The 24,884-nt window shown below is 68.5% G+C and carries 20 protein-coding genes and 1 riboswitch; of the genes, 12 read left to right on the plus strand and 8 right to left on the minus strand.

Annotated elements, in window-relative coordinates; all coding sequences use genetic code 11:
* The first annotated feature begins 459 nt into the window (after nt 1-459).
* The 4 genes from FHP25_RS05620 to FHP25_RS05635 all read left to right on the plus strand — a co-directional run bounded on the left by FHP25_RS05620 (nt 460) and on the right by FHP25_RS05635 (nt 6,525).
* Complete coding sequence (locus FHP25_RS05620) at nt 460-1,227, plus strand: ABC transporter ATP-binding protein (RefSeq protein ID WP_147845935.1); 768 nt, start codon at nt 460-462, stop codon at nt 1,225-1,227.
* On the plus strand, nt 1,217-1,948 hold the full coding sequence (locus FHP25_RS05625; protein WP_231712214.1) for an ABC transporter ATP-binding protein: 732 nt from the start codon (nt 1,217-1,219) through the stop codon (nt 1,946-1,948). The genes FHP25_RS05620 and FHP25_RS05625 overlap by 11 nt, the downstream gene beginning before the upstream one ends.
* 497 nt (nt 1,949-2,445) lie before the next feature.
* Nucleotides 2,446-4,494: a hydantoinase/oxoprolinase family protein gene (locus FHP25_RS05630; RefSeq protein WP_147845936.1), complete on the plus strand. Its 2,049-nt coding sequence runs from the start codon at nt 2,446-2,448 to the stop codon at nt 4,492-4,494.
* 321 nt (nt 4,495-4,815) lie between these two features.
* On the plus strand, nt 4,816-6,525 hold the full coding sequence (locus FHP25_RS05635; protein WP_147845937.1) for a hydantoinase B/oxoprolinase family protein: 1,710 nt from the start codon (nt 4,816-4,818) through the stop codon (nt 6,523-6,525).
* 158 nt (nt 6,526-6,683) lie between these two features.
* Here FHP25_RS05635 and FHP25_RS05640 read toward each other — a convergent pair whose 3' ends face one another.
* A complete protein-coding gene (locus FHP25_RS05640) occupies nt 6,684-7,169 on the minus strand; it encodes a 6,7-dimethyl-8-ribityllumazine synthase (protein WP_147845938.1) in 486 nt (161 codons plus the stop codon).
* An 88-nt stretch (nt 7,170-7,257) separates the two neighbouring features.
* A riboswitch (FMN riboswitch) is annotated at nt 7,258-7,409 on the minus strand.
* Between the two features lie 127 nt (nt 7,410-7,536).
* On the opposite strand from FHP25_RS05640, the gene FHP25_RS05645 reads away from it, so the two are divergent.
* From FHP25_RS05645 to FHP25_RS05660, 4 genes are all read left to right on the plus strand, one after another.
* Nucleotides 7,537-8,568, plus strand: a complete 1,032-nt coding sequence (locus tag FHP25_RS05645) for an asparaginase (RefSeq protein WP_147845939.1) — start codon at nt 7,537-7,539, stop codon at nt 8,566-8,568.
* A 58-nt stretch (nt 8,569-8,626) separates the two neighbouring features.
* On the plus strand, nt 8,627-9,592 hold the full coding sequence (locus FHP25_RS05650) for a Bug family tripartite tricarboxylate transporter substrate binding protein (protein WP_178133324.1): 966 nt from the start codon (nt 8,627-8,629) through the stop codon (nt 9,590-9,592).
* 36 nt (nt 9,593-9,628) lie between these two features.
* Nucleotides 9,629-10,717: an NAD-dependent epimerase/dehydratase family protein gene (locus FHP25_RS05655; protein ID WP_147845941.1), complete on the plus strand. Its 1,089-nt coding sequence runs from the start codon at nt 9,629-9,631 to the stop codon at nt 10,715-10,717.
* A 130-nt stretch (nt 10,718-10,847) separates the two neighbouring features.
* Nucleotides 10,848-11,957 carry an acyl-CoA dehydrogenase family protein gene (locus FHP25_RS05660; protein ID WP_231712216.1) on the plus strand — a complete coding sequence of 370 codons (1,110 nt, stop codon included), beginning with the start codon at nt 10,848-10,850 and terminating at the stop codon, nt 11,955-11,957.
* A 128-nt stretch (nt 11,958-12,085) separates the two neighbouring features.
* Here the strand turns inward: FHP25_RS05660 and FHP25_RS05665 are convergent, their stop codons facing one another.
* Nucleotides 12,086-13,099 (minus strand): 1-aminocyclopropane-1-carboxylate deaminase, encoded by a 1,014-nt coding sequence (locus FHP25_RS05665; protein WP_147845943.1) that lies wholly within the window; start codon nt 13,097-13,099, stop codon nt 12,086-12,088.
* 156 nt (nt 13,100-13,255) lie between these two features.
* On the opposite strand from FHP25_RS05665, the gene FHP25_RS05670 reads away from it, so the two are divergent.
* On the plus strand, nt 13,256-13,720 hold the full coding sequence (locus FHP25_RS05670; RefSeq protein ID WP_147845944.1) for an Lrp/AsnC family transcriptional regulator: 465 nt from the start codon (nt 13,256-13,258) through the stop codon (nt 13,718-13,720).
* Between the two features lie 158 nt (nt 13,721-13,878).
* Here FHP25_RS05670 and FHP25_RS05675 read toward each other — a convergent pair whose 3' ends face one another.
* From FHP25_RS05675 to FHP25_RS05695, 5 genes are read right to left on the minus strand one after another with little or no spacing between them, the layout of a single operon-like run.
* Nucleotides 13,879-14,844, minus strand: coding sequence for a Bug family tripartite tricarboxylate transporter substrate binding protein (locus FHP25_RS05675; protein WP_147845945.1), 966 nt, complete (start codon nt 14,842-14,844; stop codon nt 13,879-13,881).
* Between the two features lie 32 nt (nt 14,845-14,876).
* The gene (gene mobB / locus FHP25_RS05680) at nt 14,877-15,380 is read right to left on the minus strand and encodes a molybdopterin-guanine dinucleotide biosynthesis protein B (RefSeq protein WP_147845946.1); all 504 of its coding nucleotides are present in this window, start codon (nt 15,378-15,380) and stop codon (nt 14,877-14,879) included.
* Between the two features lie 54 nt (nt 15,381-15,434).
* Complete coding sequence (selD, locus tag FHP25_RS05685) at nt 15,435-17,669, minus strand: selenide, water dikinase SelD (protein WP_218578206.1); 2,235 nt, start codon at nt 17,667-17,669, stop codon at nt 15,435-15,437.
* Nucleotides 17,670-17,678: 9 nt separating this feature from the next.
* On the minus strand, nt 17,679-18,050 hold the full coding sequence (locus FHP25_RS05690; RefSeq protein ID WP_147845947.1) for a type II toxin-antitoxin system RelE/ParE family toxin: 372 nt from the start codon (nt 18,048-18,050) through the stop codon (nt 17,679-17,681).
* A gap of 10 nt (nt 18,051-18,060) precedes the next feature.
* Nucleotides 18,061-18,348: a type II toxin-antitoxin system ParD family antitoxin gene (locus FHP25_RS05695; RefSeq protein ID WP_147845948.1), complete on the minus strand. Its 288-nt coding sequence runs from the start codon at nt 18,346-18,348 to the stop codon at nt 18,061-18,063.
* A gap of 313 nt (nt 18,349-18,661) precedes the next feature.
* Between FHP25_RS05695 and fdnG the strand changes: the two genes are divergently transcribed.
* The 3 genes from fdnG to FHP25_RS05710 all read left to right on the plus strand — a co-directional run bounded on the left by fdnG (nt 18,662) and on the right by FHP25_RS05710 (nt 23,457).
* Nucleotides 18,662-21,739 carry a formate dehydrogenase-N subunit alpha gene (fdnG, locus tag FHP25_RS05700; RefSeq protein WP_218578207.1) on the plus strand — a complete coding sequence of 1,026 codons (3,078 nt, stop codon included), beginning with the start codon at nt 18,662-18,664 and terminating at the stop codon, nt 21,737-21,739.
* Between the two features lie 16 nt (nt 21,740-21,755).
* Nucleotides 21,756-22,655, plus strand: a complete 900-nt coding sequence (gene fdxH, locus FHP25_RS05705; RefSeq protein ID WP_147845949.1) for a formate dehydrogenase subunit beta — start codon at nt 21,756-21,758, stop codon at nt 22,653-22,655.
* A gap of 169 nt (nt 22,656-22,824) precedes the next feature.
* On the plus strand, nt 22,825-23,457 hold the full coding sequence (locus FHP25_RS05710; protein WP_147845950.1) for a formate dehydrogenase subunit gamma: 633 nt from the start codon (nt 22,825-22,827) through the stop codon (nt 23,455-23,457).
* Here FHP25_RS05710 and FHP25_RS05715 read toward each other — a convergent pair.
* Nucleotides 23,450-24,814 (minus strand): glycosyltransferase, encoded by a 1,365-nt coding sequence (locus tag FHP25_RS05715; protein WP_178133325.1) that lies wholly within the window; start codon nt 24,812-24,814, stop codon nt 23,450-23,452. The two genes, FHP25_RS05710 and FHP25_RS05715, sit on opposite strands and share 8 nt — an antisense overlap.
* Nucleotides 24,815-24,884: the final 70 nt, after the last annotated feature.

A 24,884-nucleotide genomic window follows, 5' to 3' on the forward strand; every position in this document is an offset into this window, starting at 1 on the left:
CCGCCGGATGAGGTGCATGAGTGGGCTCAGGTCTCCTCTCCCGCAAGCGGGAGAGGAAGGGGCCCATCGCGTCAGCGATGGGAAGGTGAGGGGCCCAGCACGAGGCGCCGTGCGTGAGGCCCTCACCCGCCGGATGAGGTGCATGAGCGGGCTCAGGTCTCCTCTCCCGCAAGCGGGAGAGGAAGGGGCCCATCGCGTCAGCGATGGGAAGGTGAGGGGCCCAGCACGAGGCGCTGCGCGTGAGGCCCTCACCCGCCGGATGAGGTGCATGAGTGGGCTCAGGTCTCCTCTCCCGCAAGCGGGAGAGGAAGGGGCCCATCGCGTCAGCGATGGGAAGGTGAGGGGCCCAGCACGAGGCGCCGTGCGTGAGGCCCTCACCTCGGCATATCGGCCGACGACCGATATGCCTGTCCGGTCGCTGCCGCGACCGTCGACCTCTCCCGCTCGCGGGAGAGGTGCATGAGCGCCGCCGTCCTCGACGTGCGCGGGCTGTCCAAGTCGTTTGGCGGCGTGCGGGCGGTCGATGGCGTCGATTTCGCCGTCGCGGCCGGCGAGCTGCTGGCGCTGATCGGCCCCAACGGCGCCGGCAAGTCGACCTGCTTCAACATGCTCAACGGCCAGCTGCGGCCCGATGCCGGCGGCGTGAGCCTCAACGGCCGCAGCATCGTGGGCCTGCCGCCGCGGCGGATCTGGCGCCTGGGGGTGGGCCGCACCTTCCAGATCACCGCCACCTTCGTGTCGATGACGGTGCGCGAGAACGTGCAGATGGCGCTGCTGTCGCATCATCGGCGCATCGGCTCGATGTTCGCGCGCGCCAGTGGCCTCTACCGCGCCGAGGCCGACGCGCTGCTCGAGCGCGTCGCCATGCGCGACCAGGCCGACCGTGTCTGCGGCGTGCTGGCCTACGGCGATCTCAAGCGGGTCGAGCTGGCCGTGGCGCTGGCCAACGATCCCAGGCTGCTGCTGATGGACGAGCCCACGGCCGGCATGGCGCCCCGGGAGCGGGTGCAGCTGATGGAGCTGGCGGCGCGGCTGGCGCGCGAGCGCGGCATTGCCGTTCTCTTCACCGAGCACGACATGGACGTGGTCTTCGCCCATGCCGATCGCGTGATCGTGCTCGACCGCGGCCGGCTGATCGCGTCGGGCACGCCGGACCAGGTGCGCGCCGATCCGCAGGTCCAGGCCGTCTATCTCGGCTCCGGCGCGATGTACGGCCATGCGCAGTGACGTAGGCCCTCCCGGTGCGATGCTGCAGGTCGACGGCCTGCACGCCTACTACGGCCGCGCCCATATCCTGGCCGACGTGGCGCTGGCGGCATCTTCCGGCGATGTGCTGGCCCTGCTGGGCCGCAACGGCGCGGGCAAGTCGACGACGTTGAAATCGATCATGGGCCTGGTGCGGCCGGCGGCGGGCGCGGTCGTGCTCGACGGCGCCCGCATCGACGGCCTGGCGCCCTATCGCATCGCGCGCCTGGGGCTGGGCTTCGTGCCCGAGGACCGGCGCATCTTCACCGACCTGTCGGTGATGGAGAACCTGGAGGTGGGGCGCCAGAAGCCGCGTCCCGGCGCGCCGACCTGGACGCCCGCCAGGCTGTTCGAGCTGTTCCCCAATCTGGGCCGCATGAAGGACCGGCCGGGCGGGCGCATGTCGGGTGGCGAGCAGCAGATGCTGACCATCGCACGCACCCTGATGGGCAATCCGCGCTGCGTGCTGCTCGACGAGCCGTCCGAGGGCCTCGCGCCGCTGATCGTCGAGCAGATGGCGGCCGCCATCCGCGCCATGCGCGCCGAGGGCTTGTGCGTGATCCTGTCGGAGCAGAACCTGCATTTCGCGTCGCTGGTCGCCGACCATGCCGTGGTCGTCGAGAAGGGCCGTGTGCGTTTTGCCGGGACCATGGATGACCTGCGCGCCGATCCCACGGTGCGCGAGCAGTACCTGTCGGTGTGAGGAGTCTTGCCTCCTCCAGCTTCGCTGGGGGAGGTGGCCGAAGGCCGGAGGGGGAGCCAACGTGGTCTATATTACCAAACCACGTCGGCTCCCCTCCGCCCCTTCGGGGCACCTCCCCACTGCGTGGGGAGGATGGAGGAACAAAATGTCTGGTTTCATTCCGCTTGTCGGGCAGCTGGCCGGCTCCCATATCCGCCCCCCGATCGGCGTCGGTGGAGGGTGAGGTCACGCATGCCTGAGGTCTTGCCGCGCGAGTCCTGCCGTTGCAGCGCAACATGGCGCGGCGGCGCGTCAGCGACTTGTTGTCATTGTTATCGTTGTTGTCACGCGATCCGGCGCGGGCGTCACCCCCTTTCCGCAGCTTCGCGCAGCTGTCGCGTCGCCCGTCAGCGCCAGCCTAAGTCCTTGACGGTATTGAGGCGGGACCCTTCCCGCTGTTTCCGGGCTTCGCGCCAAGGGATGCCGCGAGCGCAGTCGTTTTATTGCGGACGCACACCATGACCTCATCGCCCTCCATCGTCGTCGGCGTCGATGTCGGCGGCACGTTCACCGACCTGATCGCGGTCGACCAGCAGAGCGGTGCCGTGTCGCTGGCCAAGGTGCCGACCACGCCCGACAACCAGGCCTTCGGCGTCGTGGCGGCTCTGGAGGCGGCGGCGCTCGACCCGCGCGCCCTGCAGGCGGTCGTGCACGGCACCACCACCACCACCAACGCGCTGCTGGAACGCAAGGTGGCCAGGGTCGGGCTGATCACGACCAGGGGCTTCCGCGACGTGCTGGAGCTGGGCCGGCGCACGCGGCCGAAATCCTACGGCCTCACCGGCAGCTTCGAGCCGCTCATCGCGCGCGAGCTGCGGCTGGAGGTGCCCGAGCGCATGGACGCCGAGGGCGAGGTCGTCACGGCGCTCGACGAGGCGGCGGTGCGCCAGGCGGCCGAGCGCCTGCGGGACGCCGGCTGCGAGGCGCTGCTGATCCACTTCCTGCACAGCTACATCAATCCGGCGCACGAACTGCGCGCCGCCGACATCGCGCGCGCCGTGTGGCCCAACGCCTATGTCACCGCCGGCCACCAGATCGTGTCGGAATATCGCGAGTACGAACGCGGCACCACCGCCAGCATCAATACCGCCGTGCAGCCGATCCTCGACCGCTATATCGGCCGCCTCGTCGGCGAGCTGAAAGGCCGCGGCTTCGCGCGCGACCTGCTGGTGATGCAGGGCAATGGCGGCACGGTGACCGCGGGCATGGTCGCCGCGCACGCCGTCAACACCGTGATGTCCGGGCCGGCCTCGGGCGTGATGGCCGCCGCCTACACCGGCCGCGCCTGCGGTCAGGACAACCTGATCACCTACGACATGGGCGGCACCTCGACCGATGTCGGCCTGATCAAGGACGGCGTGCCGCAGGTCTCCAGCGAGCTCGACCTCGAGTACGGCATGCCGATCCACGTGCCCATGGTCGACGTGCACACCATCGGCGCCGGCGGCGGCTCGATCGCGCATGTCGATCCGTCGGGCATGCTGCGGGTCGGACCGCACAGCGCCGGCGCCCGGCCGGGACCGATCTGCTACGGCCGCGGCGGCGAGCAGCCCACCATCACGGATGCCAACCTGGCGCTGGGCCGGCTCAATCCCGACCACCTGCTGTCGGTCGACACGCCGGTCTCGCTCGATCACGTGCGCGCCCGCATCGCCGCCGAGGTCGGCGACAAGCTCGGCCTCGACTGGGCGGCGGCCGCGGCTGCGATCCTGCGCGTCGCCAACGATCGCATGGCGGGCGCGATCCGGCTGGTGTCCCTGGCCCGCGGCTACGACCCGCGCGACTTCGCGCTGTTCGCCTTCGGCGGCGCCGGCCCGCTGCATGCCGTGCCGCTGGCGCGCGAGCTGGCGATCCCCAAGGTGCTGGTGCCGGCGCGGCCCGGCATCACCAACGCGCTGGGCTGCGTCGTGGCCGACCTGCGCCATGACCATGTGCGCACCGTCAACACGCCGCTGCCGGCGCTCGACGAGGGACGCGTGCGCGCCATCCTCGAGGCGCAGATCACCGAGGGCGAAGCGACGCTGAGGCAGGAGGGCGTGGCGATCGAAGGCATCACGCGCCTGCATTTCGCCGACATGCAGTTCCAGGGCCAGAGCCACATGCTCACGGTGCCGCTGCCGCATATCGACGTGTCGGTGCCCGAGCTGCGCGCCGCTTTCGAGGCTGCCTACTGGCGGCGCTTCGGCGTCGAGCTGCCGGAGATCCGGGCCGTGCTGGTGAACCTGCACAGCGCCGTGATCGGCCGCCGGCCATCGATCGACCTGGCGGCGCTGATGCGCGGCGAGAAGGCCAGGGACGTGGCCGGTGCCACGGTCGGCACGCGCCAGGTCTGGTTCGAGCAAGGCGGCTGGCACGACACGCCGATCCTGTCGCGCGACCGCCTGCCGCTTGATGCGCGCTTCGAGGGCCCCGCCATCATCGAGCAGCTCGACACCACCATCGTCGTCGAGCCCGGCAACAAGGTCTTGCTCGACCCCCTCGGCAACCTCGTGCTGGAGGTCGCATGATGAAAGAGATGAACCACAGAGGCACAGCGCAGCCTTTGGCCGCAACCCAAAGGGCGGAGGAAGCGCTTCATGGTGAGCTTGTCGAACCATGAAGCGCCGCACCACCGCCCGTGCGACGCCTTCATGGTTCGACAGGCTCACCATGAAGGCTACCAAATCACCGCGGCTCGCGAAGATTCTTGAGGTTAGTAGTACAGAGACACAGAGATCACACAGAGGAAGACACCATTGCGCGCCGAATGCGCGCAGCTCTTCATCCTCTGTGCTGTCTCTGTGCCTCTGTGTCTCTGTGGTTAATCTTCACGTCGTCGGGCAAAGACCATGACCACCATCGATCCTGTCACGCTGGCCGTGATTCAGAACGGCCTCAACCAGGTCTGCAACGAGATGGACCTGGCCTTCGTGCGCTCGGCCTTCTCGCCGGTGATCTCCGAGGGCATGGACCGCTCCGACGGCATCTACGACACGGTCGACGGCGCGCTGATCGCGCAGGGCGAGCTCGGCCTGCCGGTGTTCGTGGGCACCATGCAGTACTCGACCCGGGCCGTGATCGAGCGCGTGAAGAGCCATTATGGCGGCACCGTCGATCCCGGCGACGTCTTCATCGTCAACGATCCCTATCTCGGCGGCACGCACCTGATGGATGTGCGCTTCGTGAAGCCGTTCTTCTACAGGGGCGAGCTCTTCGCCTGGCTGGCCAACACCGGCCACTGGCCCGATGTCGGCGGCATGGTGCCGGGCGGCTTCTCGGCCAGCGCCACCGAGGTCGAGCAGGAAGGGCTGCGCCTGCCGCCGGTGAAGTTCTTCAAGAAAGGCGTGATGGACCAGGAGATCCTGGCCATCATCCTCAGCAACATCCGCATCGCCGACCAGCGCATCGGCGACATCAAGGCGCAGGCCGCGGCGCTCGACACCGGCGAGCGGCGCCTGACCGACCTGGTCGACCGCTACGGCGAGGACGTCGTGCGTGCGGCGATCGCCGAGCTGCGCCGCCGCGCGGCGCAGCAGATGCGGGCCCGGATCGCCACGATCCCGGACGGCGTCTACGAAGGCAGCTCGATCGTGGACTCCGACGGCGTCGTCGATGAGCCGCTCACCATCCGCATGAAGATCACCAAGCGCGGCGAGACGCTTGGCTTCGACATGACGGGCTCCAGCCCGCCCTGCCGCGGGCCGATGAACAGCGTCATCGCCACCACGCGCTCGGCGATCTACCTCGCCATCAAGCATGTGTTCCCCGACGTGCCGATCAACGCCGGCACCTTCGAGCCGCTGCAGATCATCGACCCGGAAGGCACGTTCCTCTACGCCCGGTATCCGCGGCCGGTGTCGGGCTGCGCCGCCGAGGTCAGCCAGCGCATTGCCGAGGCGGTGTTCGCGGCTCTCACCCATGCGATCCCCGACCGGCTGTTCGCGGCGCCGGCCGGCACCTCGGGCAACCTCGCGATCGGCGGCTACGACCCCAGGCGCGGCCGCTCCTATGTGATGTACCTGTTCACCGGCGGCGGCTATGGCGGCAGCTTCGAGGGCGACGGGCTGAGCAACGGCTGCTCGACGATCGGCATCTCCAAGATGCCGCCGGTCGAGGTCACGGAGCAGTACTACCCGGTGCTGTTCGAGGAGTTCGCGCTGGCGGAAGGCACCGGCGGCGCCGGCCGGCATCGCGGCGGCATGGGCGTGCGCTACGCCATCCGCATCCGCCGCGGCGAGGCGCGCGTCTCCATGGTGATGGACCACGGCCGCGTCGGCCCGCAGGGCGCGCTCGGCGGCGGCGACGGCGGCGTCAACACCGTGCGCATCGAGACCGGCGGCCGCACCTACACACCGCCGCACCTGTCGAAGGACCAGGACATCGAGGTCGGCCCCGGCGATGTCGTGCGCGTCACGACGCCCGGAGGCGGCGGCTACGGCGACCCGCGCCAGCGCGATCCGGCGGCGATCGCGCGCGACCTCAGGCGCGGCTACTACACCGACGAGCAGGCGGCCGCGCTCTTCGGCGCCGGCCGCGTCAAGGCCGCCGCGGCGGAGTGAAGAAGAAGCGCTTCTGTCATCCCGAGCGTAGCGAGGGATCTCCTGCGAACGACGCACAGTGCGCCATCCACAGGAGATCCCTCGCTACGCTCGGGATGACAGGTGATGCGCGCCCGGCACGTCCTCCCCACGCTGAAGCGTGGAGAGGATCAGGAAGGCTACGCCGCCATGCGCTGCACCCGCGCGACGTTCGCCAGCGTCGCGGCGCAGGCGTTGGCGGCCTCGGCGCCCTTGACCACGAAGTGCTCGTAGAAGAAGTGATGGTGCACGTCGTGCTCGTGGAAGCGCTGCGGCGTCAGCACGGCCGAGATCACCGGCACGTCGGTCTCGAGCTGCACGCGCATCAGGCCGGAGATCACCGCATCGGCGACGAACTCGTGCCGGTAGATGCCGCCGTCGACCACGAAGCCCGAGGCGACGATGGCGGCGTAGCGGCCGGTGCGTGCCAGCATCTTGGCCTGCAGCGGGATCTCGAAGGCGCCGGGCACCTCGAAGACCTCGATGTCGGCCTCGGAGAAGCCGCGCTTGACCATCTCGGCCGTGAACGATTCGCGGCAGCGGTCGACGATGTCCTTGTGCCAGCAGGATTGCACGAAGGCGATGCGGGGCGATCTGCTGATTGTCTGCTGAGGGACCTGATTCATGTCGTCCTCCAAAGGGAACACAGAATCAGGGCGTACGAGCGTCCTCCGGCCAGGCGGTCGCACGCAGGCGGCCGCCGCACCGGACTCTTCCCGTTCTCTTCCATCCGGACTGTGACCGTCGGCTTCGGCTTCGCACCGAATCTGCTGACCCTGCCGGCAGAGCCGGCAGGCGCTCGCGGGCTCGTGCGATGGCTCGCACATACCGCCGGTGGGGACTTCCACCCCGCCCTGAGAACGATGCCGCAGGAACATGGTTCATGCGACACGGGCAGGATACAGGATCGTCATTCGGCTGCCATGCGATTTTCGTCAAGGCACGGATGCGATGGCGTAGGATGACAATCGATACATCAGGAGTGGCTGACGCATGACCAAGCGGCGCATCCATCTTCTCGCTCTGGGCGGCACCATCGCCACGCAGCCGGGCGAGCACGGCATGAAGCACGGGCTGGACGGCGACGACCTGGTGCGCATGGTGCCGGGCCTCGACGCCGTCGCCGATGTGCAGGCCCGGACCGTGGCGCGCACCGGCAGCAGCAACCTGACGCTCGATGCCGTCTACGCGCTGGCGGCCCATATCGAGGCGATGGTCCAGCAGGGCGCCTGCGATGGCGTGGTCGTGACGCAGGGCACCGACACGCTGGAGGAGACAGCCTTTCTGCTCGACCTCCTGCTGGACGTCGACATCCCGGTGGTGATGACCGCGGCGATGCGCAATCCCGCGCTCGCCTCCGCCGACGGTCCCGGCAACGTGCTGGCGGCGGTGCGCGTCGCGGCGACGCCGTGGGCCACGGCGCGCCGCGTCGGCGTGCTGGTCGCGATGCTCGATCATGCCCATGCCGCCCTCGAGGTGGCCAAGACCCAGACCAGCCGGCTCGACGCCTTCCACAGCCCGTCGGCCGGGCCGGTGGCCACCCTCGCCGAGACGCGCGTGGTGCCGCTGATGCAGCCGGTGCGCGACTGGAAGGCAGTCGTGAGCGCCATCGTCGGCGCGTCGCCGGCGTCGCGGTTCGCCGGCGCGGCGCCGGTGGCGCTGCTCTGGCTCGGCCTGGGCGAGCACGGCGCCCTGCTCGACGCGCTGCTCGATGGCCCGCGCCACCTGGGCTATGGCGGCGTGGTGGTGGGCGCCATGGGCGGCGGCCATGTGCCCGAGCCGATGGTGGCGCGCCTCACGATGCTGGCCGCGCAGCTGCCCGTGGTCGTGGCATCGCGCACCGGCGGCGGCCCGCTGCTGCGCCACACCTACGAAGGATCCGGGTCGGAGATCGCGCTGCGCGCCGCCGGCCTGATCTATGCCGGCCGCCTGCCGCCGCTCAAGGCGCGCCTGCTGCTGGACCTGCTGCTGCGCGCCGGCGCCGACCGTGCCGCCATCGCCGCGGCATTCGACAGCACCGGCTGAGCCGGCCTATGACTCCCGTCCGCACGTCGCATCCTCGGTTCCACGGCGGAGGCGCTTCATGCATCGGCGATCGTTGCTGGCGGGTGTCGCGATGGCCGGCCTGGCGCCGGTTTCGGTCCGGGCGCAGGCGTTCCCTTCGAAGCAGATCCGCATCCTGGTCGGCTTCGCGCCCGGCGGCGGCGGCGACACCGTCGGCCGCATCCTGGCCCAGGAGATCGGCCGCGACGGCGGCCCGTCGGTCCTGGTCGATAACAAGCCCGGCGCCGGCGGCAATGTCGCCACCCGCGAGCTGATCCGATCCCCGGCCGACGGCTACACCGTCATGCTGGCCAATGTCGGGGTGCTGGCGGTCAATCCCTACGCGATGAAGAGCGCCGGCTACGACCCGCAGACCGACCTCGCGCCCGTGAGCATGGCGGTCGAGTTCGCCAATGTGCTGGTCGTGCATCCGTCCGTGCCGGCCCGCACGCTGGCCGAGTATCTCGACCTGGCGAAACGGCCCGAGGGCATGACCTACGGCAGCTCCGGCATCGGCAGCGCCGGCCATCTCGGCGGCGAGCTGCTGCGGGCGATGAGCGGCGCCAAGCTGACGCACGCGCCCTATCGCGGCGGCGGCCCGGCGATGAACGATCTGATCGCAGGCCATGTCCCGTCGCTGATCGCCAGCGCCCCCACGGCCACGGGCTTCATGCGCGAGGGCCGCATCCGGTCGCTGGCCGTGACCAGCGCGCGCCGCTCACCCTATGATCCCGATGTGCCGACGATCGCCGAGCTGGGCTTTGCCGGCTATGACGCCACCAACTGGTATGCCCTGGTCGCCCCGGCGGGCACGCCACCGCCGATCGTCGCGGCGCTCAATCGGCTGTTCGTGAAGGCGCTGCGCGCCGCCGAGGTGCGCGAGGCCTTGGCGAGGCAGGGCATCGAGTCCGTGCCGTCGACGCCGGACGAGCTCGCCGCCCGCATTGCCCGCGAGAGCGCTACCTGGAAGAAGGTGGTCACCGATGCCGGCATCCGGATCGAGTAGGGCTGGCGCTTTGCGCTGCTGCAACGGAGGGTCATTGTGGTTGATCGTACTATTCTCGTCGCCGGCGCTTCGGGCATCGTGGGGCGCGCCGCTGTTGCGCGCTTCGCCGCCGCGCCCGGCACGCAGGTCATCGCGCTGTCGCGGCGCCCGCCCGACCTCGATTGCGCCTACCGTTTCCTGCCGCTCGACCTCACCGATGCCGATGCCTGCGCCGCGGCCGCGGCCGGCCTGGGCGCGGTCACGCATGTCGTCTTCACGGCCCTCTATGAGAAGCCCGGCCTGATCCGCGGCTGGCGCGATACCGAGCAGATGCAGACCAATCTCGCCATGCTGCAGAACCTGATGCGGCCGCTGCTGGTTGCGGCGCCGGCGCTGCGGCATGTGACGCTGCTGCAGGGCACCAAGGCCTATGGCGCGCATCTGCGGCCGATCCGGGTGCCGGCGCGCGAGCGCTGGCCGCGCAACGACCACGCCAACTTCTATTGGCTGCAGGAGGACCGGCTGCGCGCGGCGCAGAAAGGCCGCGACTGGACGTTCACCATCCTGCGGCCGCAGATCATCTTCGGTCATGGCACGGGCAGCCCCATGAACATGCTGTCGGCCATCGGCGCCTATGCCGCGATCCTCAAGGCGCGCGGCGAGCCGCTGCACTGGCCGGGCGGCCCCGGCTACCTGGCCGAGGCCGTCTGCGCCGACCTGCTGGCGCGCGCCATCGACTGGGCCGGCACCAGCCCGGCGGCCGCGGGCGAAACCTTCAACGTCACCAATGGCGACGTCTTCTCCTGGCACAATGTGTGGCCGGCGATCGCCCAGGCGCTCGGCACGACGCCCGGCGAGGCGCGCCCGCTGCGCCTGGCCCAGGACATGCCGGCGTGCGAGGCCGAATGGGCCGCGGTCGTGCAGCGCCATGGCTTGCGGTCCGGCACCCTGAAGCAGTTCGTCGGCGATTCGTTCTTCTATGCCGACTTCAGCTTCGCCCATGGCCGCGAGCTGCCGCCGCCTCCCGCCCTGGTCAGCACCGTGAAGATTCGCCAGGCGGGTTTTGCCGACTGCCTGGATACCGAGGACATGTTCGCGGCCTGGTTCGCAGCCCTGCAGCGCATGAAGCTGCTGCCGGCGGCTTGATCGTTTCGCGAGCCGGTACCGGCGGCATCCGTCGCTTGGCGCCGGCCGCGGAAGGCCGCAGAACGTCGCTCTCACCGATACGCCTGGACACGCCATGATCCCCCGCACGCTCTTTTCTTCCGAGCACGAGATGTTCCGCGAAACCGCGCGCCGCTTCGTCGAGCGCGAGATCGCACCGCACTACTATCAATGGGAGCAGGATGCGCGGGTGCCGCGCGAGGTCTGGCTCAAGGCCGGGGAGGCCGGCCTGCTGCTGTGCGACGTGCCGGAAGAGTATGGCGGGATGGGCGGCGACTTCCGCCACAGCGTGATTGTGATGGAGGAGCTGGGGCGCGCCGGCGCCACCGGCGTGTTCTTCAGCCTGCACTCCGACATCGTCGCGCCCTACATCCTCAAGTACGGCAGCGAGCAGCTCAAGCGGGCGTGGCTCAACCGCATGGCGACCGGCGAGGCGATCGGCGCCATCGCCATGACCGAGCCCTCGGCCGGCTCCGACCTGCAGGCGATCCGCACGACGGCCGTGCGCGAAGGCGACGAGTACGTGATCAGCGGCCAGAAGGTGTTCATCTCCAACGGCCAGACCGCCGACCTGGTGATCGTCGCCTGCAAGACCGATCCCAAGCAGGGCGCCAAGGGCATGAGCCTGATCGTGGTCGAGACAGACCGGCCGGGCTTCCGCCGCGGCCGGCAGCTCAAGAAGATCGGCATGCACTCACAGGACACCTCGGAGCTGTTCTTCGACCAGGTGCGCGTGCCGGTGAGCAACATCCTCGCCACCGAGGGCCAGGGCTTCGCGCTGCTGATGAACGAGCTGGCGCAGGAGCGCCTGACCCAGGCGGTGAAGGCGATAGCGGCCTGCGAGGCGGCGCTGGCGTGGACCATCGACTACGTCACGCAGCGCCACGCCTTCGGCAAGCCGATCGCGGCGTTCCAGAACACGCAGTTCAAGATCGCCGAGATGAAGGCCAGGATCGTGGCCCAGCGCGTGCTGGTCGACCGCTGCATCGAGCTGCACCTGGAGCGCAAGTTCGACTCGGTCGACGCCGCGATGGCGAAGATGACCACCACGGAGCTGCAGTGCGAGGTGGTCGACGAGTGCCTGCAGCTGCACGGCGGCTACGGCTACATGACCGAGTTCCCGATCGCGCGCGCCTACGCCGACGCGCGCTACACCAAGATCGCCGGCGGCTCGATCGAGGTCATGAAGACCATCATCGCCCGCAGCCTGTTCGCGCGTTGAGGCTGCGAGCCTTCATCCTGGACAAGCTGTCATCCCGAGCGCAGCGAGGGATCTCCCGCGACTGACGCACCGTGCGCCTTGTCGCGGGAGATCCCTCGCTGCGCTCGGGATGACGGAGGCCTTCACCCTCAGCCGTTGCGGAACGCGTAGGCGTAGCCGTTGATCGCCGGCACGCCACCAAGATGGGCGTACAGGATCCTCGAGCCGGCCGGGAAATAGCCTTTCTTCACCAGGTCGATCATGGCCTGCATCGACTTGCCCTCGTAGACCGGGTCGGTCATGACGCCTTCCAGCCGCGCGCACAGCCGGATCGCGGCCTTGGTCTCTTCCGAGGGCACGCCGTAGCAGGGATAGGCATAGTCCTCGATCAGCACGACGTCGTCGTCAGTGACCGGCGTGCCGAGCGACACCAGGTCGGCGGTCTTCCGCGCGATGTCGAGCACCTGCGCCTTGGTCTGCGCCGGCGTCGCCGACGCATCGATGCCGATCACCCGGCGCTGGCGTCCGTCCTTGGCGAAGCCGACCAGCATGCCGGCATGGGTCGAGCCGGTGACGGTGCAGACGACGACGTAGTCGAACCGGAAGCCGAGATCCTGCTCCTGGGCCCGCACCTCCTCGGCGAAGCCGACATAGCCCAGGCCGCCGAACTTGTGCACCGAGGCGCCGGCGGGGATCGCGTACGGCTTGCCGCCCCTGGCCTTGATGTCGGCGATGGCGTTCTCCCAGCTCTGCCGGATGCCGATGTCGAAGCCGGCGTCGACCAGCTCGACCTCGGCGCCCATGACCCGGCTCAGCAGGATGTTGCCGACGCGATCGTAGACCGCGTCCTCGTGCGGCACCCAGGCCTCCTGCACCAGCCGGCATTTCATGCCCAGCCGCGCCGCCGTCGCCGCCACCATGCGCGTATGGTTGGATTGCACGCCGCCGATCGAGACCAGCGTGTCGGCGCCTGATGCGATGGCGTCGGGCACGATGTACTCCAGCTTGCGCAGCTTGTTGCCGCCGAAGGCGAGGCCGGAGTTGCAATCCTCGCGCTTGGCGAAGATCTCGACGCCGCCGCCGAGATGGGCCGAGAGCCGTGCCATCCGTTCGATCGGCGTCGGCCCGAAGGTCAGCTTGTAGCGCTCGAATTTCTCCAGCATGTGATGCCTCCCTGTGGCGCGAACGACCGGAGGCTAACGCAGGTTGCGGGAAAGGTGCTCTCTGGTTGATTGCCTGTCCGTGGCCCTTGGCACCTGCCGAGGAGGAGAGTTTGGTATGATCTCTCGGGCCGGCACCAGGATACGGAAGGTTCTTCCATGGCCGACGAATTGGACAGGATCGACCTGAAGATCCTGCGCCTGCTGCAGAAGGACGGGCGGCTGACCAATGCCGAGCTGGCGCAGCGCGTCAACGTGAGCGCCGCCACCTGCCATCGCCGCACGCAGCGTCTGTTCGACGCCGGCTATGTAACGGGCGTGCGTGCCGCCATCGCGCCCGACCGCGTCAACCGCGGCACGCTGGTGGTGGTCGGCGTCGTGCTCGACCGTTCGACGCCGGAAAGCTTCGCCGCCTTCGAGGCCGCGATCCGCAAGCTGCCGGCGGTGCTCGACTGCCACCTGGTCGCCGGCGATTTCGACTACTTCCTGAAGATCCGGGTGCATGACATCGCCGATTTCAACCGCCTGCACGGCAGCCGGCTGATCGCGGTGCCCGGCGTGCGCCAGACCCGCACCTTCTTCGTGATGAAGGAGGTCGTCGACAACGCGCCGCTGGACTTTTGACACCCTCCCCCAACGCAGTTGGGGGAGGTGGCCGAAGGCCGGAGGGGGAGCCCACGTGATCTTCATTACATAGATCTCGTCAGCTCCCCTCCGCCCCTTCGGGGCACCTCCCCAGCAAAGCTGGGGAGGAAGATGTGGCCCCTCCGTAGCGTACGACCTCAATCGAGCGAGATCTTCAACTCCTTGATCAGCGCGCCCCATTTCGTCGACTCGGCGCGCACCGTCTCGGCAAACTGCTCCGGCGTGCTGGAGATCGGCTCGACGCCCAGCTCGTCGAAGCGCTTGACCACGGTCGGGCTGCCGACCGCTTTCACCAGCTCGGCATTGAGGCGCTCGACGATCGGCTTGGGCGTGCCGGCCGGCGCGGCCAGGCCCTGCAGGGCGTAGGCCTCGCTGTCGGCGACGCCGGCCTCGGCCAGGGTCGGCACGTCGGGCAACGCCGCCAGGCGCTTGGCCGAGGCGACGGCCAGTACCCGCACCTTGCCCGAGCGCACGTGCTGGATGCCGGCCGCGAGGTCTAGGAACATCGACGGCACCTGGCCCGCGATCAGGTCCTGCACCGCCGGCGCGGCGCCTTTGTAGGGCACGTGCAGGCCCTTGCTGCCGCTGCGCTGGTTGAACAGCTCCATCGCCAGGTGATGCGGCGTGCCGATGCCCGGCGTCGCGTAGCCCAGCGGCTCCTTGGCCGCGGCGCGCAGGGCGATGAACTCCTTCACCGTCCTGGCCTCGACCGACGGGTGCACGACCAGCAGCAGGTTGAAGCGCGCCATCATGCCGATCAGCACGAAGTCCTTGGCCGGATCGTAGGGCAGCGTCTTGTAGAGGTGCGGGTTGGAGGACAGCGTGCTGGTGTCGCCGGTGCCGATCGTGTAGCCGTCGGGCTTGGACTGCTTCAGCGCCTCGGCGCCGATGATCGTGGCCGCGCCGGGCTTGTTGTCGACGATGATCTGCTGGCCCAGCCCGGCCTTCATCTCTTCCGCCAGCGTGCGGGCCACCACGTCGGTGCCGCCGCCGGCCGGATACGGCACGATCCAGCGGATCGGCTGCGACGGATAGGCTTGCGCCAGCGCCGGCAGGGGAACCGCCAGCGACAGGCCGGTGGCGAGCAGCGTGCGACGATGCATGCGACATCTCCCTCGTGAGCTTCGTTGTCCGACTATTCTTGCCGCAGCCAGGCTTCGATGAACGAAGCCACCGCCTCGGTGTCGTCGAGGTCGAGCCAGGGATGAGCCGCGCCGGCATGATGGTCGGCGCGCGGCGCCGCCACGGCGAGCAGGCCGGGGTCATCGCCGGCGCGCAGCGGCTTGCCTTCGGCGGCACGCCAGACCTCGATGCGGGGATGGGTGTGCCCGGTGAAGCCTTCGACCAGGATCAGGTCGACGGGCGTCATGCGCGCCAGCAGCGCCTCCAGCGTGATCTCGCCGCCCTCGCGGTTCTCCCGCATCAAGGCCCAGCGCCGCTCCGACGCCACCATCACCTCGTGCGCGCCGGCCTTGCGGTGGCGCCAGGAATCCTTGCCTTCGGTGTCGACGTCGAAGCCGTGATGCGAGCGCTTGACGGTCGAGACCGTGATGCCATGTGCGATCAGGCAGGGCAACAGCCGCTCGATGAGGCTCGTCTTGCCGCTGCCGCTCCAGCCTACGATGCCCAGAAGTTTCATGTCGAACGCTGCCCACTGCTCCCTGGCCGATAGGTGCACGACGCGGCAAGAACGTCAATCGACCAGCGCGATGCGTGGCCCGGCGCCGGCGCGCGGCAGCACGCGGCCGATGACCGCCGCGTCCGGCGCATGGGGCCGCAGCGCCGCCAGCAGCGCGTCGGCCTTGTCGGCCGCGATGCCGATCAGCAGACCGCCGGAGGTCTGCGGGTCGAACAACAGACCTGCACGGGTGGTGGCCAATGCCATGAACCGCTCGCCGGCGGCACGGTTGGCCGGCGCCATGGTGCTTTCGATGCCGCGCGCCGCCAGATCGGCCGCGCCAGGCAGGGTTGGCACGGCGCCCAGCGACAGCTCGGCGTCGAGGACCGAGGCACGCAGCATCTCGAGCAGATGGCCGGCCAGCCCGAAGCCCGTGATGTCGGTGCAGGCGATGGCGCCGGCCGCCCGGGCCGCTTCCCCCGGGGGACCGTTGGACCGCAGCATGGAGTCGATCGCGGCGATGACCCAGGGCGCGCGTGCCTCGCCGCGCATGTCGGCCGCGAACAGCGCGCCGGTGCCCAGCGCCTTGGTGAGGATCAGGGTATCGCCGGCCTTCAGGGCGCCCTTGCGCAGCAATTGTGCTAGCGGCGCCAGGCCGTTCACGGTCAGGCCCAGGCTGAGCTCCATGCCCTCGCCGGTGTGGCCGCCGATCAGCGTCGCGCCGGCGTGCTTGAGCTCCTCGACCACGCCGCGCAGCAGCGCCCGCAGGTCGTTCTCCTGCAGCCGCGGCGGGGCGTGCGGCAGCACGGCGGTCATCAGCGCGCTGTGCGCCGCCGCGCCGGTGGCGAAGAGGTCGGACAGGCAGTGCAGCGACGCGATGCGTCCGAACAGCCAGGGATCGTCGATCAGGGCGCGGAAGAAATCGACGCTCTGCACCAGGGCCTGGCCCGGCGGCACGGCGATCGCCGAGGCATCCTCGGCCTCGCGCACGCCCAGCAGCACGCCCTCGCGTGGCGGGATGGCGACGTCGTGCAGCGCGCGGCGCAGGATGTCACCGTCGATCTTGGCGCCGCAGCCGGCGCAGCGCATCGCAGCCATCGCGTCGCCGCCGTCCGCCGCCGCCGGCGCCATGCCGCCCATCGCCATCGCGCCCGGCCGCAGCGCCTGGTACATGCGCATCCAGCGCCGGTCGATACGGTTCTTCCAGCGCCACACCCAGTCGCCGCGCACCCACAGCCGGCCGCGCGCGCCCACGGCATGCTGGTTGCCGGTGGAGACCAGGGTCAGGAACCGGCGTTGCGGGACATAGGCCTGCAGCGCTGCGTCGGGCGATCCCAGCAGATTGTGGGCCAGCACCGGTCCTTCGCGGACGGCGAACACGCCGGCCTTGGCCAGGGGCCGCGGCCCGAAGGCGATGACGTCGCCGGCGCCGAACACGTCGGCGTGCGAAGTCGATTGCAGGTACTGGTTCACCTTGACGAAGCCGCGGTCGTCCAGCGCCAGGCCGGTGTCGCGCAGCCATGCCGGCGCGCCGGCATCGACCACCCAGAGCGTCACGTCGCTCGGCATCGTCGTGCCGTCGTCGAGCACGACGGCATCGGCCTGCACCTCTTTGACGCTCTGTCCGGTCGTCACCGCCACGCCGCGCTCGGCCAGCACGGCGCTGAAGATCCGCTGCACCGCCGGCGGGTGCGTCGGCAGGACCGTGGCGCTCTTGGTCACCAGGGCGAACGATGCCTTGCCGCCCAGCCCTGCCTGGGCCAACCGGTGCTGCAGCGCCAGGCACAGCTCGACGCCGCCGGCGCCGGCGCCGATCACGGTGATGCGCCGCTTCTCGATGCCATCACGTAGCCCCGCCTCGATCGCGGCCCAGCCGCGGCGGAACCCGTCCACGGGTTTCACGGGCAGCGTGTGCTGCGCCGCGCCCGGCACGCTGGCCATGTCGGGCCGCGAGCCGATATCGAGCGACAGTCGCTCGAACGGCACCGGCGGGCGACGGTCGCACAGCACCTGCTGGCCGATCAGGTCCAGGCCGATGGCCTCGGCGTGATAGAGCCGGGCGCCTGCCGCCTGGCACAGCGGCCGCAGGTCGATATGGGCATCGCCGTGGCTGTAGTGCCCGGCCAGCAGCCCCGGCAGCATGCCGGAATAGGGTGTCTCCAGGTCGCGCGCGATCACGGTCAGCCGCACATGCGCCGGCCGCTTCATCGCCGCCTGCCGCAGCACCTCGACATGCGCGTGCCCGCCGCCGACGAGGACGAGCTCGAGGCGCGGTTTGACGGTGGTCGCGAGGGACAAAGCGGATGACACGATCGATGCCTACTCCCCGACACTATAGTCGGCGGGCAGGTGCCGCTCTATCTCCATGGCATCGTGCAAAACACGACCGATGTCGATCAGATCCGTCGTGGCAAGACGATAGTGGATCAAATGACGCGGCCGGGCCACAATGCCATGCTCATGCCGCGTCCGGTCGCGACTATGCCGCAAATGGTGGCTACGGACGTTTTTGCCAAGCTCCGGTTGCGCCAAGCCGCCGACTCGCATCGGATCGGCCATGAGGTCACGCAGCCCGCTGATCAGGAGTATTTCGTATCGCTCGCGGGCGAGTGCGCCGAATTGCGACTGTGAATACGCCAGCAAATCGCGGATGTCGGCCTCGGCGGCCGCTGCGAGTCGATAGGCGGGCATGCCTTAGGAATCAGGTCTTGTCGGCGCGCGCGCCTGCCTGCCGCCCCAATTCACGGATCAGGTCCTCGAGGTTGTCGTCATCAATGTGTCGGTAGCGGCTGCCGTCGATGTCGCTGAAGCCGGACCGCGCCGCTTCTTGAAGTACCTTGAGTTTGGCAGCCTCCCGCGCCTCGCATTGTTCCACCAGCCTCAGGCCATCGCGCAGCACCTCGCTGGCGTTCTGATAGCGCCCCGATTTCACCAGCTTGTCGATCACCTTCTCATGGTGATCGGTCAACACGACGTTGCGGGCGGGCATTCGTCAGTCCTTACGATAGAGCGCATCATACGTGGCATGGCAGACTATGCCAGTCCCGGCGACGCGACTGTACCGGCGAGTTGATCGTCATTGATTGAACTGACTGACGACTCACAATCGCGCCAGTCACAGCTCGGGACGCTACGATTGGCGCGGGTTTCGCTTGCCGGAACCCTGTGCTCAAAGATAAGCTTTGGAGGTCAATAAGCGCCGCTAATCAGGCACCGTTGGGGCGCGACGCCAGGGGCAGGCTTGACACTGCGGAATTGCCTCCTGGTCGCACCTCCGACGCGGACGTGGAGGAGGAAGCAACATGGGAGCCGTGACGGTCTCCCGACGCGGGCTGTTCAAGCTCACCGGCGCTGCTGTCGGCGCCTCGACCTTGACCGCGTTGGGCTTCTCGCCGGCGGCGGCGCAGGCCGCCGTGCGCGCCTTCAAGCTGGAACGCACCACCGAGACCCGCAACACCTGCCCGTACTGCTCGGTCGGGTGCGGCGTGATCATGTACTCGATGGGCGATGGGGCGAAGAACGTGAAGGGTAAGATCATCCATATCGAGGGTGATCCCGACCATCCGACCAATCGCGGCACGCTCTGCCCCAAGGGCGCGGCGTTGATCGACTTCATCAACTCCAAGACCCGGCTGCTGTATCCGCAGCACCGCGCGCCCGGCGCCAAGGAGTGGACGCGGATCACCTGGGATCAGGCGATCGACAAGATCGCGCGCCTGATGAAGGACGACCGCGACAAGAACTTCATCGCCAAGAACGCCGACGGCCAGACGGTCAACCGCTGGATCTCCACCGGCTTCCTGGCAGCATCCGCCACCTCCAACGAGACAGCGTGGGCGACCTACAAGGTCGTCCGTTCGTTGGGGATGGTCGTCTTCGACAACCAGGCGAGGGTTTGACACGGTCCGACGGTGTCCAGTTTGGGCCCAACATTCGGACGCGGCGCGATGACCAACCTGTGGGCGGATATCAAGAATACCGACCTGGTGATCATCATGGGCGGCAATGCCGCCGAAGCTCATCCCTGCGGCTTCAAGTGGGTGACCGAGGCCAAGCACTATCGCAAGGTCAAGCTGATCGTCGTCGATCCGCGTTTCACGCGGTCCGCGGCGATGTCGGACCTCTTTGTCCAGATCCGGCCCGGGACCGATATCGCCTTCCTCGGCGGCGTCATCAAGTACCTGGTCGAGAACGACAAGATCCAGAAGGAGTACGTCGCCAACTACACCAACGCGTCCTACATCATCCGCGGCGACTTCAAGTTCGAGGACGGCCTGTTCTCGGGCTACGACGAGGCCAAGCGCGACTACGACCGCGCCACCTGGGACTACGAGCTGGGTGACGACGGCTTCGTGAAGTCGGACCCCACCTTGCAGGACCCACGCTGCGTCTATCAGCTCATGAAGACGCACTACGCGCGCTACACGCCGGAGATGGTCGAGCGCATCACCGGCGCGCCCAAGGACAAGTTCCTCGAGGTATGCAAGCTGATCGCCGAGACGTCGGCGGTCGACAAGGTGATGACGTCGATGTACGCGCTGGGCTGGACCCAGCATTCCAAGGGCTCGCAGAACATCCGCACCATGGCGATGATCCAGCTGCTGCTGGGAAACATCGGCGTGTCGGGCGGCGGCATGAACGCGCTGCGCGGCCATTCCAACATCCAGGGGCTCACCGATATCGGCCTGATGAGCGACCTGATCCCGGGCTACCTCACCTTGGCCAGGGATCGCGAGCCCGACTACGCGACCTACATGAAGACGCGCGGCTTCAAGCCGTTGCGGCCGGGCCAGACCAGCTACTGGCAGAACTACGACAAGTTCTACGTCAGCTTTGCCAAGGCCATGTGGGGCGACGCGGCGACAAAGGAGAACGACTGGGCCTACGACTGGCTGCCGAAGCTCGATGTCGCCTACGACGTGCTGCGCGCCTTCGAGCTGATGCATCAAGGCAAGATGACCGGCTACTTCTGCCAGGGATTCAACCCGCTGTTGTCGTTCCCCAACCGCCGCAAGCTGCAGACGGCGCTGGAGAAGCTGAAGTTCCTGGTCGTGATGGATCCGTTGGCCACCGAAACCAGCGAGTACTGGCAGAACTACGGCGAGCACAACGATGTCGATCCGGCGAAGATCCAGACCGAGGTCTTCCGCCTGCCGACCACGGTGTTCGCCGAGGAGAACGGCTCGCTGGTCAATTCCGGCCGCTGGCTGCAGTGGCACTTCAAGGGTGCCGAGCCGCCGGGCGAGGCGCTCCCCGACATCGATATCATGGCGCGGCTTTTCATCAGGCTGCGCGATCTCTACCGCAAGGAAGGCGGCGCCTTCCCCGATCCGTTCGTGAACCTTACCTGGAACTACGAGGATCCCCTGAGCCCCAAGCCCGAGGAGCTGGCGCGCGAGCTCAACGGCAAGGCGTTGGCCGACGTCGTCGACCCGAAGGATCCGACCAAGATGATCCTGCGCAAGGGCACGCAGCTTTCCGGCTTCGGCGAGCTGCGCAACGACGGCACGACCATGAGCGGCTGCTGGCTCTATACCGGCAGCTGGACCGAGGCGGGCAACCAGATGGCCCGTCGCGACAACAGCGATCCGGGTGGCCTGGGGCTGACGCCCAAATGGGCGTGGTCATGGCCGGCCAACCGGCGGATCATGTACAACCGTGCCTCCTGCGATGTGAACGGCAAGCCGTTCAACCCCGCCAAGAAGCAGGTGTGGTGGGATGGCGAGCGCTGGACCGGCTACGACGTGCCCGACTTCGTGGTCACCAGCAAGCCCGAGGCCGGTGCCGGACCGTTCATCATGAACCCCGAAGGTTCGGCCCGGCTCTTCACCCGCGGCTTGCTGCGCGACGGGCCGTTCCCTGAGCACTACGAGCCGTTCGAGGCGCCGGTCGCCAACGCGCTGCACCCCAAGGTGGGACCTAATCCGGTGGCTCGCGTCTTCAAGGGCGACTTGGAGGTCTTCGGCAAGCCGCAGGACTTCCCGCATGTCGCCACCACGTACCGGCTCACCGAGCACTTCCACTTCTGGACCAAGCATGTCCAGATCAACGCCGTGCTGCAGCCGCAGGAGTTCGTGGAGATCGGCGAGGAGCTGGCGAAGGAGAAGGGCATCTCCGGTGGCGACATGGTCGAGGTCCGCTCCAACCGCGGCCGGATCAAGGCGGTGGCGGTGGTCACGAAGCGCATCAAGGCGCTGACCATCGACGGCAAGAAGATCCACACCGTGGGCGTCCCGCTGCATTGGGGCTTCACCGGAGCGACCCGCAAGGGCTTCGGTGCCAACCGGCTGACGCCCTATGTCGGCGACGCGAACACCGACACGCCGGAGTTCAAGGCGTTCCTGGTGGACGTGAAGAAGCTCGGCCAGGCGACGGTCTGAGGGGAAGGAGGCAACCATGGCCAATCTTCAATCCCTCGACATCCGCCGCCGCTCGGCCACCACCACCACGCCGCCCAGCCAGCGCGAGACTGTGCCGATCGCCAAGCTGATCGACGTGTCGCGCTGCATCGGTTGCAAGGCATGCCAGTCGGCCTGCCTGGAGTGGAACGACCTGCGCGAGGAGATCGGCGTCAATGTCGGCGTCTACGACAACCCGCACGATCTGACGGAGAACACCTGGACGCTGATGCGCTTCACGGAAATCGACGTCGACGGCCGCTTCGAGTGGCTGATCCGCAAGGACGGCTGCATGCATTGCGACGACCCGGGCTGCCTCAAGGCTTGCCCGGCGCCGGGCGCCATCGTGCAGTACAAGAACGGCATCGTCGATTTCGTCTCCGAGAACTGCATCGGCTGCGGCTACTGCGTGAAGGGCTGCCCCTTCAACATCCCGCGCATCTCGGCGAAGGACCAGAAGGCCTATAAATGCACGCTCTGCTCCGACCGTGTCGCGGTCGGCCAGGCGCCGGCCTGCGCCAAGGTGTGCCCGACGCAGGCGATCTCCTTCGGCACCAAGTCCGACATGGTCGCCTGGGCCGATCATCGGATAGCGGACCTCAAGGAGCGCGGCTACAAGAACGCCGGCCTGTACAATCCGGCCGGCGTCGGCGGCACGCATGTGATGTACGTGCTCAAGCACCTGGACAAGCCGGAGATCTACGCCGGCTTGCCGAAGGACCCGAAGATCAGTCCCCTGGTCGAGCTGTGGAAGGGCATCACCAAGCCGATCCTGCTGGCCGGTGTCGGCCTGGCGGCGCTGGCCACCTTCTTCCACTACGTCACGCACGGCCCCAACGAGGTCCAGACGGAAGACGAGGAAGCCGCCGAGAAGATGCGCCGCGACAAGGCGGCGTAGAACTCTCCCTCTCCCGCAAGCGGGAGAGGGAGGGGCCCGTGGCGCGTAGAGCCATGGGAGGGTGAGGGCCCAAGGACGAGGCACCTCGTGTGCAACCCCTCACCCGCCGCGCGCTGCGCGCGCGTCGACCTCTCCCGCTTGCGGGAGAGGTTAAGAAAGGGAGCGTGTCATGGCAGAGCACAACAACATCCTCGACCGTTACACGCCGGGCGCGCGGCTCAATCACTGGATCAACGCCATCCTGATGATCTGCTTGGCGTTGAGCGGCATGTCGCTGTTCCATCCGTCGCTGTACTTCCTGTCGGACCTGTTCGGCGGCGGTGTCTGGACGCGCATCATCCATCCCTGGATGGGCGTGGTGGCGATGCTGAGCTTCCTCGGCCTGGTCATCCGCTTCTGGCGCTTCAATCTGTGGACCAAGGATGACAGCGCCTGGATGAAGAACATCAATCACGTGATGTCGGGCGACGAGGCCAAGGTGCCGGAGGCCGGCAAGTACAATGCCGGGCAGAAGCTCGTCTTCTGGTCGCTGTGCGTGCTCACCATCCTGCTGCTGACCAGCGGGCTGGCGTTGTGGGATTCGCAGTTCGGCCACCTGCTGACCATCGAGCAGAAGCGGCTGGCCGCGGTAGTGCACGCGCTGTCGGCCGTGGCGCTGATCGCGGTGGTGATCACGCATATCTATGCCGCGATCTGGATACGCGGCACCATCCGTGGCATGACCCGCGGCTCGGTCACCGGCGGCTGGGCCTGGCGCCACCATCGCAAGTGGCTGCGCGAGGAGGTCGGCAAGGCTAAGTGAGGGCGCCGGCGGCGCGAACCCCGGTCCTCTGAAAAAGCGTCGATGCATCCAGTGTGAACGGTGTCGCCGGTGGCATCGGCGCAGCATCGGCAGGGGCGCCTGTCGCCAGGCGGTGAACCGAGGCGCCGCGGGCGCGCGCGATCATGACCATCAGGGCGGCAGCGTGGGCGCGCGTGGGCAGGGGCGGCAGCTGCGCCGCGAGGATGCCCAGATGCGCGGCGTTGCGCGCGATCAGCAGGCCGTCCAGCACGTCCGCGGTCGACGACACGAGCACATCAGCCGGATGCGCCGCCAGCGCGGCGCGGGCCGCGTCGAGATGGCCAGGGCTCAGGACGCTGCCGGCGTCGAGGAAGGCGACGGCGTCGAAACCCAGCTGGAAAGCCAGCATCGCGCCCAGGCCGCGTGCCGTGCCGCCGTGATCGGCAGGGCTGCCGCATGGCAGGGACAGGCACATCACGCCGGATGCCTCGGCTGGCGGCGGGCTGTTGCAGACGACCACGTGGCTGACGCGATCGCCTTGGCGGCGGACGCTGTCGATGCAGCGCCGCAATGCCGTGCCATCGCCGTCCCTGCAAGGCGTCACGACGGCGATGCGCCAGTCGTGCGGATGCTTCTTCTCCGGCCTTGCGCTCCGGGGCCCGGGCAGGAAAGGCAACGTGATCCCGGTGTGCTGCCGATAGGTTTCCGGGTCGAAGCACGCGACAACCGATCGCGAGGGCTGGCGCAGCGGCCCGGTCGGCGCCTTGCCGGCACGTTGATAGTGCTGGGGCCAGTTGGTTTCGTACCAGACCGTGCGCTCAGCGAGAAAGCCGGTCCGCAGGCCCATCAGCCGAATCACGTGCAGCGGCAGGCGATCGCCGCCGGATCCGAAGGCGCCGGGATACATGCCCCAGATGCCGGCCATGAATGACGCCCGCCGGGAGATCACGTGGCAGCTTGTGTCGACATGGTCGCCGGCTTCGTCTTCCTCGTCGCCGGGTGGCAGCCGCTCGCCGTCGGGAAAGACGATGTGGCGGCGCGCGAACACGATGTCCAGGCCTTCCCGCTCGAGCAAAGCCGTGGCTTTCGCCAGGTGGTCGGGCTCGAGCCAGTTGTCGGCGTCGAGGAAAGCCACGGCGTCGCAGCCGTCGTTGAACGCCAGCTGGGCGCCCATGCCGCGCGGGGTCGCGCCCGTGTTGCCGACATTCGCGGGCAGCACGAGGTGGACATCGTCGTTCCTGGCGGCCAAGGCCTGCGGCTCGCCGTCAGCCACGAGGTAATGGGTCGCTGCGATCGTTTGCCGCTGCACCGAGCCGATGCAGCGGGCGAGCGTTTCGGGGATCACGCGCCAGTACGGCGTCACGACCGCGATCTTCACGCCGGCATCCTCCGGGCAAGCGCCACCACGGGTCGGCGAGCATGACAGAAGCGGCTTCGCCGTCACAGGC

The sequence above is a fragment of the Vineibacter terrae genome (assembly GCF_008039615.1).
In the GTDB taxonomy this organism is placed as follows: domain Bacteria; phylum Pseudomonadota; class Alphaproteobacteria; order Reyranellales; family Reyranellaceae; genus Vineibacter; species Vineibacter terrae.